Genomic DNA, 17,193 nt, shown 5'->3' with positions numbered 1-17,193 from the left:
TTTTTTTGATTGATTAATCGCTAGAGACAACCAATGGGCAAAAACGTAGTTGTTTTAGGAACGCAGTGGGGCGACGAAGGTAAGGGTAAAATCGTCGACCTGTTAACAGATCAGGCTACTGCTGTGGCACGCTTTCAGGGCGGTCATAACGCAGGGCACACACTGGTAATTGATGGTGAGAAGACCGTTCTGCACCTGATTCCATCCGGTATTCTGCGTGATAATGTACTCTGTCTGATCGGTAATGGCGTGGTGCTTTCACCGGAAGCGTTACTGAAAGAGATTGACGAGCTGGAAGGTCGTGGGGTGCCGGTACGCGAGAGATTGCGTCTGAGTCCTGCCTGTACTCTGATTCTGCCATACCATGTAGCGCTGGATCAGGCGCGTGAGCTGGCGCGCGGTGAAGCAAAAATCGGTACCACCGGTCGGGGTATTGGTCCTGCGTATGAAGACAAGGTAGCGCGCCGCGGTCTGCGTCTTGATGACCTGATGAATCCAGAGCGCTTTGCTGTGAAGCTGAAAGAGGTGATGGAATATCACAACTTTATGCTGCAAAACTACTACAACGTTGAAGCGGTTAGTTATGACGCGGTGCTGAAAGAAGCGCTGCAGATGGCTGAAATCATGCGTCCGATGGTTGCTGATGTGACGGCGCTGCTGCATGACTATCGTGTACGCGGCGAGAATATTATGTTCGAGGGGGCTCAGGGGTCTCTGCTGGATATCGATCATGGTACTTATCCGTACGTAACCTCTTCCAATACTACTGCGGGCGGTACTTCTACCGGTAGTGGTTTTGGTCCGCTGTATCTGGATTATGTGCTGGGAATTACCAAGGCCTACACGACTCGTGTGGGGTCAGGTCCTTTCCCGACTGAGCTGGGTTGTGCTGTGGGTGCTCGTCTGGCTGAGCGGGGTCATGAGTTTGGTGCAACGACCGGTCGTGCCCGCCGTTGTGGCTGGTTTGATGCAGTGGCCTTAAAACACGCGATTCAGGTTAACTCTGTTTCCGGTATCTGTCTGACTAAACTGGATGTGCTGGATGGTCTTGAGACCATCGAGATCTGTATTGGTTATAAAGATGCAGAGGGTAATGTTGTTACCTCTCTGAGTGGTAGTGAAGATTATGAGGCGGTAACTCCGGTTTATGAGTCGATGCCAGGTTGGAGTGAGTCAACTCTGGGGGCTAAAACTCTGGATGAGCTGCCTGCTGCTGCGGTTGCTTATATTAAGCGTCTGGAAGAGTTGACCGGTGCACCTATTGATATCATCTCTACCGGGCCGGATCGGGTTGAGACAATCGTATTGCGCCACCCATTTGATGCCTGATAGTTGCATGTAACGTAACTATCGGCAGTCATAGTGCTTGAGACAAAACCCGGCTTTTTCTGCCGGGTTTTTTGTGTCTGCTAGAAATATCTGGCTGTTCGGTGGGGTGTGCAGCGAAAAAAAACCGGGCATCGCCCGGTTTCATATGTGCTGCAAGCGTTTACTTGAGCGAATCGTTCAGTGCTGGACGAATATTCTGTAGCAGTGCTTTGAGGATTTTCGGATTACCGGCTACCAGATTGCCTGACGTCATGTAGGTGTTGTTACCGGTGAAATCTGACAACAGTCCGCCAGCTTCCTGGATCATCAGAATGCCTGCTTCCATCTCCCATTGATTCAGACCGATCTGGAAAAAGCCATCCAGACGTCCGGCTGCTGTGTATGCCAGATTCAGGGCGGGTGAGCCGCCGCTGTAGATGCTGCCGCTCTCAAGGGTGATGTTTTTAAAGATTTGCTGGAAGCTGTCCAGATGGGCTTTGTCGCTGCTGCGACCAAAGAATCCGCTACCGATCAGGGAGTTATCCAGGAGTTTACGGTTGCTGACCCGCAGGCGCTTACCGTTCAGCTGAGCGCCGCGTCCCCGGCTGGCGGTAAACTCTTCACCGGTAACGGGGTTAAGAATGATCGCATGCTCAAGCTTACCGCGTTGATGGCAGGCGATGCTCAGGGCAAATACCGGCAGGGCGTTGGAGAAGTTTTGGATGCTGTCAATCGGGTTGACTGTCCAGATAACATCGCAAGCCCGGTCTTCAGGCTTGTGTGTACCAGTATATTCGCCGTTGATCTGATGCTCCGGATACGCCTTATGGATCGCGTTAACGATAGTGCGTTCAGCTTGTTTGCAGGTGTCTTCGAGAAATTCGATCACACTTGTTTGTTCGGATTTGATCAGATCGAGTCGTTCGACTGAACGGGTGATCTGTTCACCTGCGACGCGAGCCCCGCGAAGGGCGATATTAACCATCGGTTGCATCTGTAAATACCAGTAAGGGAAGCAAAACGCGCATTATACAAAACAGTTGTCATATAAAGAACAGTCCGGGATTAATAGTTGGCAAATATCTGATAAAATATGCCCCTTTTTTGAGTGAGTGGGTTAAAGATGCTGGAAAATATCCGAATCGTGTTGGTTAATACCACTCATCCTGGCAACATCGGTGGTGTCGCCCGGGCGATGAAGAATATGGGATTGTCCGATCTTAGTCTGGTGAAACCGAAAAAGTTTCCCCATGCGGATGCTCTGGCCCGGGCATCAGGTGCAGACGATATTCTGGCTCGGGCGCAGGTTGTTGAGACCCTGGATGACGCACTGGCTGATTGTCACCTGGTGGTAGGGACTAGTGCGCGTAGCCGGACGATACCCTGGCCTCTGGTAAATCCACGGGAGTTGGCGGCGATTGTAACACCGCTGCCGCAAACTACCCGGGTGGCTATTGTGTTTGGGCGGGAAGACCGGGGGTTAACTAATGATGAGTTACAGCGTTGTCACCAGCATGTTCATATCCCGGTAAATGAGCAGTTCAGCTCGCTGAATCTGGCTGCTGCTGTTCAGGTGATTACCTATGAGTTGCGCATGGCTAATGTGTTTGATGTGACTGCCGCCAGGCCTGACTGGGGAACTGACTGGGATGTGGAGCTGGCGGAAAGTCGCGAGCTGGAGTTGATGTTTGATCACCTTGAACAGATGCTCACAGAGGTTGAGTTTCTTGACCCAGAGAAACCGCGAAATCTGATGCCCCGGCTGAGGCGTCTGTTTCTGCGCGCGGTGCCCGATAAGATAGAGGTGAATGTGCTGCGGGGAATGTTGTCGGCGATTCAGAAGCGCTGCCGAGATTAAGGCGCCTGGGGCGGCAATAGAGAAAGGGTTAATAGTTGACTGTTTTAGTTGGTTTAATAGTTGACCAAAAAGGTTGGGTATTGCATAATGCATCAAGCTTCCTTGAAGCACAAAGAATGACGGAGAGGTTGGTGATGCGATTAACGACTAAAGGCCGCTATGCGGTAACAGCAATGCTTGATCTGGCGATACATGCCGGAAAGGGACCAGTCAGTCTGGCAGATATTTCCGAGCGTCAGGGCATCTCCCTGTCCTATCTTGAGCAGTTGTTTGCTAAGCTGCGCCGCAATGAACTGGTTCGTAGTGTACGTGGTCCTGGCGGCGGTTACCAGCTTAACCGGGAGCAGCAGGATATTGATGTGGCTCAGGTGATTGATGCTGTTAATGAATCAGTCGATGCCACGGGCTGTGGGCATACTGGTAGTTGTCATGATGGTAATGTGTGCCTGACGCATCATCTGTGGTGTGATCTGAGTAGTCAGATTCATGATTTTTTAAGTCAGATATCGCTGGCTGACCTGATGGAAAGAAATGACGTTCGCAGTGTAGCTGAGCGCCAGGGGCGTGTGCATATCGCCCCATTTGAGGATTCACGTATTTCCGCAAAAGTAACGGCCTGAGTTGCGACTCGGGATTTGGAGAAGTATAGACAATGAAATTACCAATCTACTTTGATTATTCTGCAACGACGCCGGTCGATCCGCGGGTTGCTGACAAGATGATTGAATGTCTCACTATGGACGGTAATTTCGGTAACCCGGCATCCCGTTCACATGTGTATGGCTGGAAGGCCGAAGAAGCTGTTGAAACGGCCCGTCGTCAGGTTGCTGATCTGCTGCATGCCGATCCGCGAGAGATCGTCTGGACCTCCGGCGCGACAGAGTCTGATAATCTGGCAATTAAGGGTGTGGCGCATTTTTATCAGAAAAAAGGCAAGCACATCATTACCTCTAAGATTGAGCATAAGGCGGTACTGGATACCTGTCGTCAGCTGGAGCGTGAAGGGTTTGAAGTGACCTATCTTGATCCGGATAAAGAGGGCATTATCCAGCCGGAAGCCATTGCAGCGGCGTTACGCGAAGATACTATTCTGGTGTCTGTGATGCATGTGAACAATGAGATCGGTGTAATCAATGATATCGCTGCTATTGGCGAGATTACCCGGGCAAAGGGTGTACTGCTGCATGTTGATGCTGCCCAGAGTGCCGGTAAAGTGGATATCGATGTTGAGCAGATGAAGGTCGATCTGATCTCTCTCTCAGCACATAAAATGTACGGCCCCAAAGGGATGGGGGCGTTGTATGTGCGGCGTAAGCCCCGGGTTCGCCTGGAAGCACAGATGCATGGCGGTGGTCATGAGCGTGGTATGCGCTCCGGTACACTGGCGACTCATCAGATTGTCGGTATGGGTGAAGCTGCGGCTATTGCCAAGGCTGAGATGCATCAGGAGAAAGAGCGGATTACCGCTCTGCGCAAGCGTTTTTGGGATGGTCTGTCCGATATGGAAGAGATCTATCTGAACGGTTCTGAACATCAGCGCTACATCGGTAATATGAACGTCAGTTTCAACTATGTTGAAGGTGAGTCTCTGCTGATGTCACTGAAAGATCTGGCAGTATCTTCAGGTTCTGCCTGTACCTCTGCGAGCCTTGAGCCCTCTTATGTGCTGCGGGCGTTGGGGCTGAATGATGAGATGGCGCATAGTTCTATTCGCTTCTCCATTGGTCGGTTTACGACGGAAAAAGATATTGATGAAGCTGTTGTTGAGATTCGTACAGCAGTTGGGAAACTCCGCGAACTTTCTCCTTTGTGGGATATGTATAAAGACGGTGTTGATTTAAGCAAAGTTGAATGGGTTCACCACTAATCTTCATTCGGTGGAAACTGCTTTAGGAGGTCGTTATGGCTTATAGTGAACAGGTTATCGATCATTACGAAAATCCTCGTAATGTCGGCAAAATGAATGATCAGGATGATAACATCGGTACAGGTATGGTGGGTGCGCCTGCCTGTGGTGACGTTATGCGGCTGCAGATTAAGGTGAGTGAAGACGGCATTATTGAAGATGCTAAGTTTAAAACCTATGGCTGTGGTTCGGCGATTGCCTCCAGCTCCCTGGTGACTGAGTGGGTGAAAGGGATGACTCTGGATCAGGCGCAGGAACTGAAGAATACTAAGATCGCTGAAGAGCTGGCATTGCCGCCGGTTAAGATTCACTGCTCAGTGTTAGCAGAAGATGCGATTAAAGCGGCGGTTGCCGACTACAAAGAAAAGCAGGCGAAAAAGCAATAACAGGGCTAATGGCTCAACGGAGTAAACGGATTCATGGCAATTACAATGACACCGGCAGCGTCTGATCATGTCAGTAAATATCTTAAGACCCGGGGACATGGGTATGGCATTCGTCTGGGGGTTCGCACCTCTGGTTGTTCCGGTATGGCTTATGTGTTGGAGTTTGTTGATGATGTTCAGGATGAAGATCAGGTGTTTGAGTCTGGCGGTGTGAGTGTTGTGATTGATCCTAAGAGTCTGCTTTATCTGGATGGTACCGAGCTCGACTTCGTTAAAGAGGGTCTTAATGAGGGGTTTAAATTTAATAACCCTAACGTCAAAAACGAGTGCGGTTGCGGCGAAAGTTTTAATATTTAGCGCCGAGTTATTAAAGTGCCTGAAGACCTGGGCGCTTTAATACGGTTAACCTCCTTTTCACTTGCTGGTTGAATGATGGATATTACCCAGAACTATTTCGAGTTTTTAGCTCTGCCGGTGACGTATCAGCTGGACCTGCAAGCCCTGTCTGAGCGAAGCCGGGAGTTGCAGAAAACCCTGCATCCTGATCGTTTTTCACATCTTTCTGATCGCGAACGTCGGCTCTCAGTCCAGTACACTGCCTATTTGAATGAGGCGGTCTCGACACTGAAAAATCCTCTCTCCCGTGCTCAATATCTGTTGAAGCTGGACGGTATTGATACATTCTCTGAAACTCAGGTGCAGCTTGATCCCATGTTCCTTATGCAACAAATGGAGTTGCGGGAGTCGCTGGAAGAGGTTGCTGGTTCGGCAGATCCAGAGGCGGATCTTGCGGTATTGCAGCAAACGGTTGATCAGGAGATGAACTCTTTGCGTGATCAGTTTGATAGATACTACAAACAGTCGACGCCTTCAGCACTGGAGGCTGCCGCAGTGTGTGTCAGAAAGATGCAGTTTATTGATAAGCTGGGCCGTGAAATCGAGGCTCTTGAAGATCAACTTTTCGACGAATAAATAAATATGGCGTTATTGCAGATAGCAGAACCGGGACAAAGTCCTGAACCCCACAAGCGTAAGCTTGCGGTAGGCATCGATTTAGGTACTACCAATTCGCTGGTCGCTACCGTACGCAGTGGCGAATCATCCACCCTGCCTGATGAAGGGGGTAGCCACCTGCTGCCCTCTGTGGTGCGTTATACCGAGCAGGGAGTGGTGGTTGGCCAGGCAGCGCTGTCGAAAGCCTCGGTTGACCCGTTTAACACAATTGTATCCGTAAAGCGTCTGATGGGGCGTGGTATTGATGATCTGAAAGGGCTTGAAGGCGAGGCTGTGTATCGCTTTGCTGAGCGGGATGGCGGCATGCCCTATTTGCAGACGGTTGCAGGGGATAAAAGTCCTGTTGAAATCTCTGCGGAAATTCTGAAAACCCTGAAGGCGCGTGCCCGGGCGAGCCTTGAAGGTGAGCTTGAAGGTGCGGTGATAACGGTTCCCGCTTATTTTGATGATGCCCAGCGTCAGGCGACTAAAGATGCCGCGCAGCTGGCAGGAATTAAAGTTCTGCGGTTGCTGAATGAGCCGACTGCTGCTGCGGTTGCTTATGGTCTGGATAAAGCGGCAGAGGGTGTCATTGCGGTTTATGACCTTGGTGGTGGTACTTTTGATATCTCTATTCTGCGCTTGAATAAAGGGGTGTTTGAGGTGCTGGCGACCGGTGGCGACAGTGCTCTGGGTGGCGATGACTTCGACCTTGCATTGGCACAATGGTTTCTTGAACAGCTAGGCGGTAAAGAGGTGGTTGCGGGCGAGTCGCGCTATCTCACTGAGAAAGCCCGCTGGGTGAAAGAGCGTTTGACTGATAATCCGACGGTTGCTGTGGACCTGGATCATGCAGGTCAGAAAATCTCGTTAGAGGTGTCCCGGGAGTTGTTTGATAGTCTGGTTGAGTCTCTGGTAAGTAAAACCATCCGTGCTTGTCGTCGGGCATTGAAAGATGCGGGGGTTGCTATCGAAGAGGTTCAGGATGTTGTCATGGTTGGTGGCAGCACCCGGATGCCGGTTGTGCGCAGTCGCGTTGAAGCTTTTTTTGCACGTGCACCGCGAATTGATATCGATCCGGACCGCGTAGTTGCGGTTGGTGCTGCTATTCAGGCGGATGTGTTAGCGGGTAATAAACCTGATAGCGAGATGCTGTTGCTGGATGTGCTGCCCCTGTCGCTGGGGCTTGAGACCATGGGGGGGCTGGCTGAGAAAGTTATCCACCGGAATACATCGATTCCGGTTGCCAGGGCGCAGGAGTTTACCACCTATCAGGATGGTCAGACGGCGATGATGATCCATGTGGTGCAGGGAGAACGGGAGCTGGTTGATGACTGTCGCTCGCTGGCTCAGTTTGTGCTGCGGGGTATTCCGCCGATGACGGCTGGTGCTGCTAAAATCAGAGTCGCTTTTCAGGTGGATGCGGATGGCCTGCTGGGGGTGTCGGCGAAAGAGTTGTCTAGTGGAATTGAGAGTGAAATTCAGGTTAAGCCCTCTTATGGTTTGGATGACAATGAGATTGCAGAGATGCTGAAGGCCTCTTACAGCTTTGCTGAAGATGATATGGTGCTGCGCAATTTGCGTGAGCAACAGGTTGAGGCGGATCGCTTGTTGTTGTCGCTGGAACAGGCGATACAGGCAGACGGGGATGTTCTGCTAACCCCGGAAGAAGTTGAGCATCTGCGTGAGCAGATGGATCGTCTGCTGATGCTGCGCAACGGAACCGATACATCGGCAATTGAGAATGGTGTGAAGGTCTTGTCTCAGGCCAGCGATTTTTTTGCGGCCCGGCGAATGGATCAAAGCATTAGAAAGGCGCTTAAAGGTCATAGTATTAACGAGATTGAGGGAGGTGCCTGATGCCACAGATTATTTTTCTGCCCCATGAGGAGCTATGTCCAGAGGGCAGGGTGATTGAGGCTGAAGTGGGGGAAACTGTCTGCGATGCTGCTTTGCGGGAAGGAATTGAGATAGAACACGCCTGTGAAAAGTCCTGTGCCTGTACCACCTGTCATGTGATTGTTCGGGAGGGCTTTGGTTCGCTGGCAGAGTCTGATGAGCTTGAGGATGATATGCTGGATAAAGCCTGGGGGCTGGAGCCCGAGTCCCGCTTGAGTTGTCAGGCGGTGGTTGGTGAGGATGACCTGGTGGTTGAGATACCAAGGTATACGATTAATCAGGTTTCTGAACGTCATTGAAACCTGAGTTTAATACCTGAGCTGTAGAATAGACCGGAGGCGGTTATGAAGTGGGTAGATGTTTACGATATCGCAATAGAGCTGGATGAGGCGTATCCGGATACGGATCCACTGACAGTTAGTTTTCCCCAGTTGTACGAATGGGTAATGGGGCTGGATGGCTTCGATGATGATCCTGAACGGTGTGGTGAGAAAGTGCTGGAAGGGATTCAGATGGCCTGGATTGAAGAACGTCAGTAGCTAATGCTGAAAAAGCCCGCAAATGCGGGCTTTTTCGTGGTTGGAGGCGCTGTTCAGTCAGGATAGCTTAGCGTATAATTGCGCGTTTCATTTTTCTGGCAAGTCTGCGACTTTAGTCGGCAGGCTTTAAACGGCCCTGAACTTTACACAGAGGATTAATAGCACATGGCTATCGAACGTACTTTTTCTATCATCAAGCCTGATGCAGTTGCAAAGAATGTTATCGGTAAAATCGTTTCCCGTTTTGAATCCAACGGTCTGAAAATCGTTGAGATGCAACTGAAGCAACTGACCCGTGAAGAAGCTGAAGGCTTTTACGCTGAGCACAAAGAGCGTCCTTTCTTCGGTGATCTGGTTGAATTCATGACCTCTGGTCCTGTTGTTGTTCAGGTGCTGGAAGGTGAAAACGCTATCGCTCTGAACCGTGAACTGATGGGTGCGACTAACCCACAGGAAGCGGCTGAAGGTACTATCCGTCGTGATTTCGCTCAGTCTATCGATGCGAACGCTGTACACGGTTCTGATTCTGCAGCGTCTGCAGAACGTGAGATCGCTTACTTCTTCGGTAAGTAATCCCAGCGGGCCGCTGACCGGCGGCCCGTCATTTCATGAAAGTTGAGACCCTTATGACTGAATCCACTCCTAAAATTAACCTGCTCGGATTCTCTCCAAAGAAATTGGAAGAGTATTTTGTGAGCATCGGCGAAAAACCGTTTCGCTCGACTCAGGTGCTGAAATGGATTCATCAGTTTGGTGCCAGCAGCTTTGATGAAATGACCAATATCAGCAAGTCGCTGAGGCAAAAGCTGAGTGAAGTGTCTGAAATTCGCGAGCCTGAAGTGCTGGTGCAGAATATTTCCAAAGACGGTACCCGTAAGTGGGTTATTCGTCTGGATGGTGGCTCTGCGGTAGAAGCGGTGCTGATTCCAGAAAATGGCCGGGCGACGCTGTGTATTTCATCCCAGATTGGCTGCTCGCTGGACTGTAGTTTCTGCTCAACGGGTAAACAGGGTTTTAACCGCAACCTGAGTGCTGCAGAAATTATTGGTCAGGTACGGGTTGCGATCCGTTCATTCGGCCCGTTTGACCCCAACGGTGATCGCCGTGTTACCAATGTGGTGCTGATGGGAATGGGTGAGCCGTTGATGAATTTTGACAATGTCGTCGACGCGATTCATCTGATGATGGATGATAATGCTTACGGTTTGTCCAAGCGCCGTGTTACTTTGAGTACCGCAGGTGTGGTGCCGCAGATCGATAAGCTGAGTGAGGTCACGGATGTGTCGTTGGCGATCTCTTTGCATGCACCAACCGATGAGCTGCGTGACCAGTTAGTGCCGATCAATAAGCGCTATCCGATCGCTGAGCTGGTGGATGCCTGCAACCGTTATATGGCAAGCCTGAAGGATAAGCGGGTTATCACCGTCGAATATACTCTGATAGCCGGTGTAAATGATCACCCAAGTCAAGCAAAACAGCTAGTTAAGCTGTTAAAGCGTTTACCCTGCAAGCTAAACCTAATACCATTTAACCCGTTTCCGAACTCAGACTACCGGCGCCCGTCTGAAGATGCGATCCAGGCGTTTAAGATGGTGATGGTTAAGGCTGGTGTTGTTACGACTGTTCGCCGCACCCGGGGGGATGATGTAGATGCGGCTTGTGGACAGTTGGTTGGACAGGTAATGGACCGTACCCGTCGCAGCGAAAAGTATATCCCGCTTACGGACGCGAGCGGGGTGCAACAGGAACCGCCCCGTTAATTCAGACATGTGACATTAATCTCGCCAGGAGTGCATACGATTGAAAGGTTATCTGATATTACTGATTAGTCTATTGATAACTGGATGTGCGGGGCAGCAAGTCTCGACAGCAGAGCAGGATGTTCCTAAGGCGGTTCAGGCATATAACTCGTTAGGTATGCAGTATTTACGTCGGGGTGATACCGGCAACGCAAAACTGGCGTTTCAGCGCTCTATTGAGATTGATGCGGATTCTGCCCAGGCGTATAACGGCCTGGCGATGGTGTTCCAGATGGAAGAAGATGTGTCGTTGGCAGAAAGCTACTTTAAAAAGGCGATTAAAGTAGCGCCTGACAGCGCCATGATGCATAACAACTATGGCGCTTTTCTCTTTAGTATTAAGCGTTACCCTGAGGCCTGTAAAGAGTTGGCCCGGGCCACTGAAGATCCCTTTTATAATCAGCGCAGCCAGGCGTTTGAAAACCTTGGCCGGTGTTATTTGCTGATTGATCGTCTGGATGCTGCAGAGCATGCCTTTAAGCGTAGTCTGACATTGAATCCGAAAAGGCCTCTGGCCATTTTGCAGCTGTCTGATGTGATGATGCAGAAAGGCGATCAGGCAGAAGCGATTAGTTTGTTTGATCAGTTCAGCGCGATGGTGGATGCAAAACAGGTTCAGCATAGCGCTCAGAGTCTGTGGCTTGGGGTGCGGATATCCCGGTTGAAGAATAGCGGCGTTGATGCTGCGACCTATGGTCTGATCCTGAAAAATATGTTTCCGGATTCAGAAGAGTATCAGCAGTATAAGGAGTCTACTCCGTGAGTAATGAGCAGTTGCTGAATCAAGAGGATGAAGGGCTCGAAACCGCGTTTCCGGCTGGGGAGTTGGCGGCTGCCAGGGAGCAACAGGGGCTCACCAAGAATGATGTTGCCCGTGAGTTAAGACTGTCAGAGAAATATATCGATTCACTGGAGCGTGGCGCTTTCAATGAACTGCCAAGTATGGTGTTTGCCCGGGGATATGTTCAGTCATATACCAAACTGCTGAAGCTGGATTCTGTATACTATCTGGGATTGTTTGATCGTCTTTACGGACGCACTGGCGTGGGTGCTGCACCTCAGTTCCGTATCGCTCCTGGGGTGCAGTCCACGGCCAAACTGGGGGATCCGGTTATTAAGTGGTCTGCCTGGATTTTTGTGCTGGTAATTATTGCCGCCACGGTCTGGTGGTGGAAAACTCAACAGGGCGTTGATCAGCCAGTTTCCAAGTTGCCGGTGTCTCAATCGGTAGAGGTTGAATCCGTTGATGGCAGCACATTGATTGTTCCGTCTGGCATCACGGAAAACATTGAGCAACCCTATGGACAGTCGTCAGAAACCGATCCGGCCATGCCGGCTATCGTTGCTGAAGATGAACAGGGCAGCGCAGCAGATATCGGCGTCGACAGCTCTGTAGCGGTTATAGCCGAGGGCACGGCTGAAACAGCTGATACGGTAGAAGCGCCTGTTGCTGAAGATGAGGTTGTCGAAGCGTCTGATCAGCAGCCACTTGGTGAGAATGATGCTTCCCTGCGGATCACCTTTACCGATGAATGTTGGGTGAGTGTTGAAGATCATACCGGTAAGGTGCTGGCGATGCGGGTTAAGCCCGCCGGAAGTGAACTCAGTGTCGTTGGCGAAACGCCGATAAAGCTTCTGCTGGGCAGGGTTGAGGCCGTGGGAGAGGTTTTTTTCAACGGTTCGCCGGTAGAGTTTAATCGCGACAGTCGTTCAGGCGTAGTACGCCTGACACTGCCGCAATAGTTAATAAAGCAGTAACAGATCAGGTAACGAACATTGGCCAAGATTAACGCCATACGCGGAATGAATGACATCCTGCCAGACCAGACACCGGTCTGGCATTTTCTTGAGAAGAGTGTGAAGTCGGTACTCAGTGCTTATGGGTATTCTGAGATCCGTATGCCGATTGTTGAGCAAACAGATCTTTTTAAACGTTCTATCGGCGAAGTGACCGACATCGTTGAGAAAGAGATGTACACCTTTGAGGATCGCAACGGTGAGAGCCTGACATTACGGCCTGAAGGTACTGCCAGCTGTGTACGTGCTGGTGAAGAGCATGGGTTGCTGTTTAACCAGGCCCAGCGGTTGTGGTATCAGGGGCCGATGTTTCGCTATGAAAAGCCGCAGAAGGGACGTTATCGTCAGTTTCATCAGATAGGTGTAGAAACTTTTGGTATGTCCAGTGCCGATATTGATGCTGAAGTAATTATGCTCAGTGCGCGGTTGTGGAAGCAACTGGGTATTCTTGATGACGTTACTCTGCAACTGAACTCCCTTGGCAGTAATGAGGCCCGCAGAGAGTATAAAGAGGCATTGGTCGCCTATCTTTCGGCGCGTAAGGATCAGTTGGATGAAGACAGTCAGCGCCGCTTGAGTAGTAACCCGCTGCGGATTCTCGACAGTAAAGATCCGCAAACCCAGTCGTTGCTGGATGATGCGCCATCGCTGAATGAGTATCTGGATACGGAGTCCCGTGAGCATTTTGCTGAACTGTGCGCAATGCTTGATCAGGCAGGTATCGCCTATGAGCTGAATCCACGCCTGGTTCGTGGGCTGGATTACTATTGCAAAACAGTGTTTGAGTGGGTCACCGATAAGCTTGGTGCTCAGGGTACTGTGTGTGCCGGTGGGCGTTATGATGGGTTGGTGAAGCAGCTCGGAGGGCGGCCTACTCCTGCTGTCGGTTTTGCCATGGGTGTTGAACGTCTGATTCTGTTACTGGAAACACTCGAAGTAATTCCGGCTGAGGTTAAACAGCCGTTTGATCTCTATCTGGCTGCTGAACATAAAGGCTTACAGCAATCGCTGATGTTGTTGGCAGAACAGTTGCGCGATCAACTGCCCGGGTTGCGCGTTCGGGTGCATTGCAGTGGTCTGAAAAATATCAGTAGTAAAGCGCGACAGACAGGCGCGCCCTGGGTGGTGCTGGTTCGTGAAGAAAACGAGTCTCTGCTTGCCAACCTGTGGTATAACTCTGAACCAACCTATGATGTTCAGGTCAACCACCTGAGTAGCTTGCTGCAACAACAGCAACAGGCATAATAAATAAATTGAGAAGGCGATTAGGAGCAAGCTGTGTCGGATATGCGCACTGAAGAAGAACAGGTTGAAGCGTTAAAGAACTGGTGGAAAGAGAACGGTAAGTCTCTGGTTTTGACTATTGCTCTGGCGCTGGCCGTTGTCTTCGGCTGGAAGGCCTGGCAGAACAATCAGCGTGTGACGGCAGAAAACGCAGCCGCCATGTACCAGAACTTGGTACAGGCCGTATCTCTGGCGAGTGCGCCGCAAGCGACTGACGCCCAGCGGGCGACTGCTGCACATCTGGCGAAGACGCTAAAAGCTGAATATGGTGACACCGCTTATGCCCGTTTTGGCGCTCTGTTCAGTGCGCGTCTGTTTGTTGATGCTGGTGACTATCCGGCAGCGTTGAGTGAGCTGGACTGGGTATTGGCTCAGTCCGATGACAGTGTTATGCAGGCGGTCGCTTCGATGCGCAAAGCGCGGGTAATGGCCGCGATGGGTGATCTGGACAAGGCGGTTGCGCTTCTGGAAGGACTTAAAGAGCCGAGTTTCAGTGTCAGCGTAGCTGAGTTGAAAGGGGACCTCTATCTGCAGATGGGAGAGGTTGATAAAGCGCGCGCTGCCTATCAGGCCGCTATCGCGGATGCACCTCAGGGGGGGCGTCCACTCCTCAGCCTTAAGCTTGAAAGCCTGGCCGTTAAAGGAAGTTAACAGATGAAACAGCTGTGCAGAGTGTTACTGCTTGCTATTACCACACTGACTATCAATGCCTGCGGTTGGTGGGGCGGTGAGGTTGAAGTTGAGCCAGCTGAGCTGGTGGACTTCCAAGCTGAAAAAGAGGTTAAAGTTCTCTGGAGCCGTTCAGTCGGGGCGGGCCTTGGAGCGAAGTTTAATAAACTGAGTCTGGCTATCAACGCGGACGTGATCTATGCCTTGGATGTTGAGGGTAAAGTTTTCGCGTATGAGCGTAAAGATGGTAAACCCATCTGGGAACATGATCTCGATACTCCACTGTTAGGAGGTGTGGGCGTCGGGCCAAACCATGTTGCTGTTACCACTGAATCCGGTGAGGTCGTTATGCTCAGTGCCACTGATGGTGCTGAGATGTGGCGCCAGCAGCTCAGTAGTGAAACACTAAGTCCCATCCAGATGAATAGCGATATTGCGGTTGCGCAGCTGCAAAACGGCAAACTGGTGGCTATGGATATCAGTAGCGGTAAGCGCCTCTGGAGTTACGATAGTCAGATCCCCCGGCTCACTTTGCGCGGCACAAGTTCGCCTATCGTTGCATCAAATGTGACCATTGCTGGTTTTGCCAACGGTAAACTGGTTGCTTTGCGAAATGATAGTGGTGCTGAGTTGTGGGAGCGTCAGATTACTGTTCCGGAAGGTAAAACCGAGCTGGAACGTCTGATCGATATAGATGCGCGTCCACTGTATATTAATGGTGTTATCTATATTGTCAGCTATCAGGGGAAACTGGTTGCGGTTAGTGCGCAGGATGCTCAGATTCTCTGGTCGCAGAATGCATCGAGCTATCAAAGCCTGACCGCAGGATTTGGCAACGTGTATGTCAGTCAGGCGGATGGATTTATTGAGGCGTTCGATCAGCGTAGTAGCGCTAGTGTCTGGCGGCAGACAGCACTTGAAAATCGCCAAACAACTGCTCCAATGGCGTTGGGCACCACGGTTGTTGTCGGAGATTTTGATGGTTACCTGCACTTCATGTCCCAGGTTGACGGGCATTTTGTCGCTCGTTATCAGGTCGATAGTGACGGCGTTCGTGGCGATATGGCCGTTGTAGATGATGTACTGTACGTGTTAGGTAATGGTGGGCGTCTGGTTGCGCTACAGCTGAACTAATCACTGCATGGGTATTCAGGCGGCTATCTGTTGTGTCAGGTAGCCGCCATTTTGTTTTATATGAAAACGTTTTTTAAAAGTTGGTAATAAAAATATGCTTCCGGTAATTGCACTCGTCGGCCGTCCAAATGTGGGCAAATCGACACTGTTTAACAGGCTGACAAAAAGTCGCGATGCGCTCGTTGCTGACTATTCAGGTCTGACACGTGACCGGAAGTATGGGGAAGGGCGGCTGGGTGAGCGGGACTATATTGTAGTCGACACCGGTGGTATCTCCGGTGACGAAGCAGGGATAGACTACAAAATGGCGGAACAGTCGCTATTGGCGATTGAAGAGGCTGATATTGTTCTGTTTCTGGTTGATGCCCGTGCAGGCCTTAATCCTGCGGATGAGATGATTGCGGATCATCTGCGTCGCTCAGAAAAGGAAAGCTATCTCATTGTCAACAAGACCGATGGTCTTGATCCTGATGTTGCGACCGCTGACTTTTTCGGTTTGGGGCTCTCAGAGCCGCTGCCTATCGCCGCATCTCATGGTCGTGGTGTTACGCAGTTAATCGAATATGTGCTGGCAGAGCTTCCTCTTCGCGAAGAAACTGAAGAGGATGAAGAGCGTCAGCGGCAAAAGAAAATAGCCATCATTGGACGCCCTAATGTAGGCAAGTCGACCCTGGTGAACCGCATTCTTGGTGAAGATCGCGTCGTTGTGTTTGACCAGGCAGGCACCACCCGGGACAGCATTTATATCCCGTTTGAGAGAGATGGTGACCCCTACACTCTGATCGACACGGCAGGTATCCGTCGGCGTAAAAATGTTACGGAAGCGGTGGAAAAATTTTCCATTATCAAGACTCTGCGCGCAATTAACGATGCGAATGTCGTGGTGTTGGTCATTGATGCCCGCGAGGGTGTTTCTGATCAGGATCTGCATCTTTTGGGATATGTGCTCGACTCAGGCCGTTCGCTGGTTATCGCTGTCAATAAATGGGATGGTATGTCAGGAGATGAAAAAGAGGTCGTGCGTGAACAGCTGCGTCGTCGTCTTGAATTTGTCTCTTTCGCACGTATGCATTTCATCTCAGCGTTGCACGGTAGTGGAGTGGGTAATCTGTTTGCGTCCGTCGATGAAGCTTACGGTTTTGCGATGGCCAAATGGGCGACCAATAAACTAACCCGTTTACTGGAAGATATCGTTGCTGATCATCAGCCGCCAATGGTTAATGGTAACCGTATCAAATTGCGCTATGCGCATCAGGGGGGATCTAACCCGCCTATTATCGTGATCCACGGAAACCAGACGGCAGCAATACCCGGCTCGTATAAGCGCTATCTGGAAAATAAATTCGCCAAAGTCCTGGGCATAAAAGGAACACCTCTGCGGTTTGAGTTCAAGAGCAGTGAAAACCCTTTCAAAGATAAGAAGAATGAACTGACGAAACGGCAGGTAATGAAAAAACTGCGCCAGAAACTGCATAATGATAAGCAGAAAAAGAAAGGAAGAAAGCGGTAAGGTTCTACAGGAGCTAGACGCGACTTCGTCGCTTGCTAGGGCGAGAACGGAAACTGCGTTTCCTGCTAGAAAAAGCAAAGACAAAACATAAAACCGCCGTGAGGCGGTTTT

The 17,193-nt window shown here is 50.7% G+C and carries 19 protein-coding genes; 18 read left to right on the top strand and 1 reads right to left on the bottom strand.

All coding sequences use genetic code 11. The features are described from left to right. Positions 1-33: 33 nt before the first annotated feature. A complete protein-coding gene (locus ACQY8X_RS06625; protein WP_428034355.1) occupies positions 34-1,329 on the top strand; it encodes an adenylosuccinate synthase in 1,296 nt (431 codons plus the stop codon). A 160-nt stretch (positions 1,330-1,489) separates the two neighbouring features. Here ACQY8X_RS06625 and ACQY8X_RS06620 read toward each other — a convergent pair whose 3' ends face one another. Then, a complete protein-coding gene (locus ACQY8X_RS06620) occupies positions 1,490-2,302 on the bottom strand; it encodes an inositol monophosphatase family protein (protein WP_428034354.1) in 813 nt (270 codons plus the stop codon). Positions 2,303-2,431: 129 nt separating this feature from the next. Between ACQY8X_RS06620 and trmJ the strand changes: the two genes are divergently transcribed. The 17 genes from trmJ (at position 2,432) to der (ending at position 17,082) form a co-directional block, all read left to right on the top strand. After that, positions 2,432-3,166, top strand: a complete 735-nt coding sequence (trmJ, locus tag ACQY8X_RS06615) for a tRNA (cytosine(32)/uridine(32)-2'-O)-methyltransferase TrmJ (RefSeq protein WP_428034353.1) — start codon at positions 2,432-2,434, stop codon at positions 3,164-3,166. A gap of 134 nt (positions 3,167-3,300) precedes the next feature. Continuing rightward, entirely contained in the window at positions 3,301-3,786 is a 486-nt protein-coding gene (iscR, locus tag ACQY8X_RS06610) for a Fe-S cluster assembly transcriptional regulator IscR (protein WP_428034403.1), read from the top strand. 32 nt (positions 3,787-3,818) lie between these two features. Then, on the top strand, positions 3,819-5,033 hold the full coding sequence (locus ACQY8X_RS06605; protein ID WP_428034352.1) for an IscS subfamily cysteine desulfurase: 1,215 nt from the start codon (positions 3,819-3,821) through the stop codon (positions 5,031-5,033). A 35-nt stretch (positions 5,034-5,068) separates the two neighbouring features. Next, a complete protein-coding gene (iscU, locus tag ACQY8X_RS06600) occupies positions 5,069-5,458 on the top strand; it encodes a Fe-S cluster assembly scaffold IscU (RefSeq protein ID WP_428034351.1) in 390 nt (129 codons plus the stop codon). 33 nt (positions 5,459-5,491) lie between these two features. Continuing rightward, entirely contained in the window at positions 5,492-5,815 is a 324-nt protein-coding gene (iscA, locus tag ACQY8X_RS06595) for an iron-sulfur cluster assembly protein IscA (protein WP_428034350.1), read from the top strand. Positions 5,816-5,887: 72 nt separating this feature from the next. Further along, on the top strand, positions 5,888-6,430 hold the full coding sequence (gene hscB / locus ACQY8X_RS06590) for a Fe-S protein assembly co-chaperone HscB (RefSeq protein ID WP_428034349.1): 543 nt from the start codon (positions 5,888-5,890) through the stop codon (positions 6,428-6,430). A 6-nt stretch (positions 6,431-6,436) separates the two neighbouring features. Next, entirely contained in the window at positions 6,437-8,311 is a 1,875-nt protein-coding gene (hscA, locus tag ACQY8X_RS06585) for a Fe-S protein assembly chaperone HscA (RefSeq protein WP_428034348.1), read from the top strand. Further along, a complete protein-coding gene (gene fdx, locus ACQY8X_RS06580) occupies positions 8,311-8,649 on the top strand; it encodes an ISC system 2Fe-2S type ferredoxin (RefSeq protein ID WP_428034347.1) in 339 nt (112 codons plus the stop codon). Before hscA ends, fdx begins: the two co-directional genes overlap by 1 nt. Before the next feature lie 45 nt (positions 8,650-8,694). Continuing rightward, a complete protein-coding gene (iscX, locus tag ACQY8X_RS06575) occupies positions 8,695-8,889 on the top strand; it encodes a Fe-S cluster assembly protein IscX (RefSeq protein ID WP_428034346.1) in 195 nt (64 codons plus the stop codon). Positions 8,890-9,054: 165 nt separating this feature from the next. Next, positions 9,055-9,462 (top strand): nucleoside-diphosphate kinase, encoded by a 408-nt coding sequence (ndk, locus tag ACQY8X_RS06570; RefSeq protein WP_428034345.1) that lies wholly within the window; start codon positions 9,055-9,057, stop codon positions 9,460-9,462. Between the two features lie 53 nt (positions 9,463-9,515). Further along, positions 9,516-10,649 (top strand): 23S rRNA (adenine(2503)-C(2))-methyltransferase RlmN, encoded by a 1,134-nt coding sequence (rlmN, locus tag ACQY8X_RS06565; RefSeq protein WP_428034344.1) that lies wholly within the window; start codon positions 9,516-9,518, stop codon positions 10,647-10,649. A 40-nt stretch (positions 10,650-10,689) separates the two neighbouring features. Continuing rightward, on the top strand, positions 10,690-11,451 hold the full coding sequence (gene pilW, locus ACQY8X_RS06560) for a type IV pilus biogenesis/stability protein PilW (RefSeq protein ID WP_428034343.1): 762 nt from the start codon (positions 10,690-10,692) through the stop codon (positions 11,449-11,451). Beyond that, positions 11,448-12,431 (top strand): RodZ domain-containing protein, encoded by a 984-nt coding sequence (locus ACQY8X_RS06555; protein ID WP_428034342.1) that lies wholly within the window; start codon positions 11,448-11,450, stop codon positions 12,429-12,431. The genes pilW and ACQY8X_RS06555 overlap by 4 nt, the downstream gene beginning before the upstream one ends. Before the next feature lie 60 nt (positions 12,432-12,491). Next, positions 12,492-13,730: a histidine--tRNA ligase gene (hisS, locus tag ACQY8X_RS06550; RefSeq protein WP_428034402.1), complete on the top strand. Its 1,239-nt coding sequence runs from the start codon at positions 12,492-12,494 to the stop codon at positions 13,728-13,730. Between the two features lie 42 nt (positions 13,731-13,772). After that, positions 13,773-14,420 (top strand): YfgM family protein, encoded by a 648-nt coding sequence (locus ACQY8X_RS06545; protein ID WP_428034401.1) that lies wholly within the window; start codon positions 13,773-13,775, stop codon positions 14,418-14,420. A gap of 3 nt (positions 14,421-14,423) precedes the next feature. Then, positions 14,424-15,572 (top strand): outer membrane protein assembly factor BamB, encoded by a 1,149-nt coding sequence (gene bamB / locus ACQY8X_RS06540; RefSeq protein ID WP_428034341.1) that lies wholly within the window; start codon positions 14,424-14,426, stop codon positions 15,570-15,572. A 94-nt stretch (positions 15,573-15,666) separates the two neighbouring features. After that, on the top strand, positions 15,667-17,082 hold the full coding sequence (gene der, locus ACQY8X_RS06535; protein WP_428034340.1) for a ribosome biogenesis GTPase Der: 1,416 nt from the start codon (positions 15,667-15,669) through the stop codon (positions 17,080-17,082). The last annotated feature ends 111 nt before the right edge of the window (positions 17,083-17,193 follow it).

Source organism: Amphritea sp. (assembly GCF_050300915.1).
In the GTDB taxonomy this organism is placed as follows: domain Bacteria; phylum Pseudomonadota; class Gammaproteobacteria; order Pseudomonadales; family Balneatricaceae; genus Amphritea.
The sequence above is the reverse complement of the archived record's forward strand: the minus strand, read 5'-3'. Positions and strand labels throughout refer to the sequence as shown.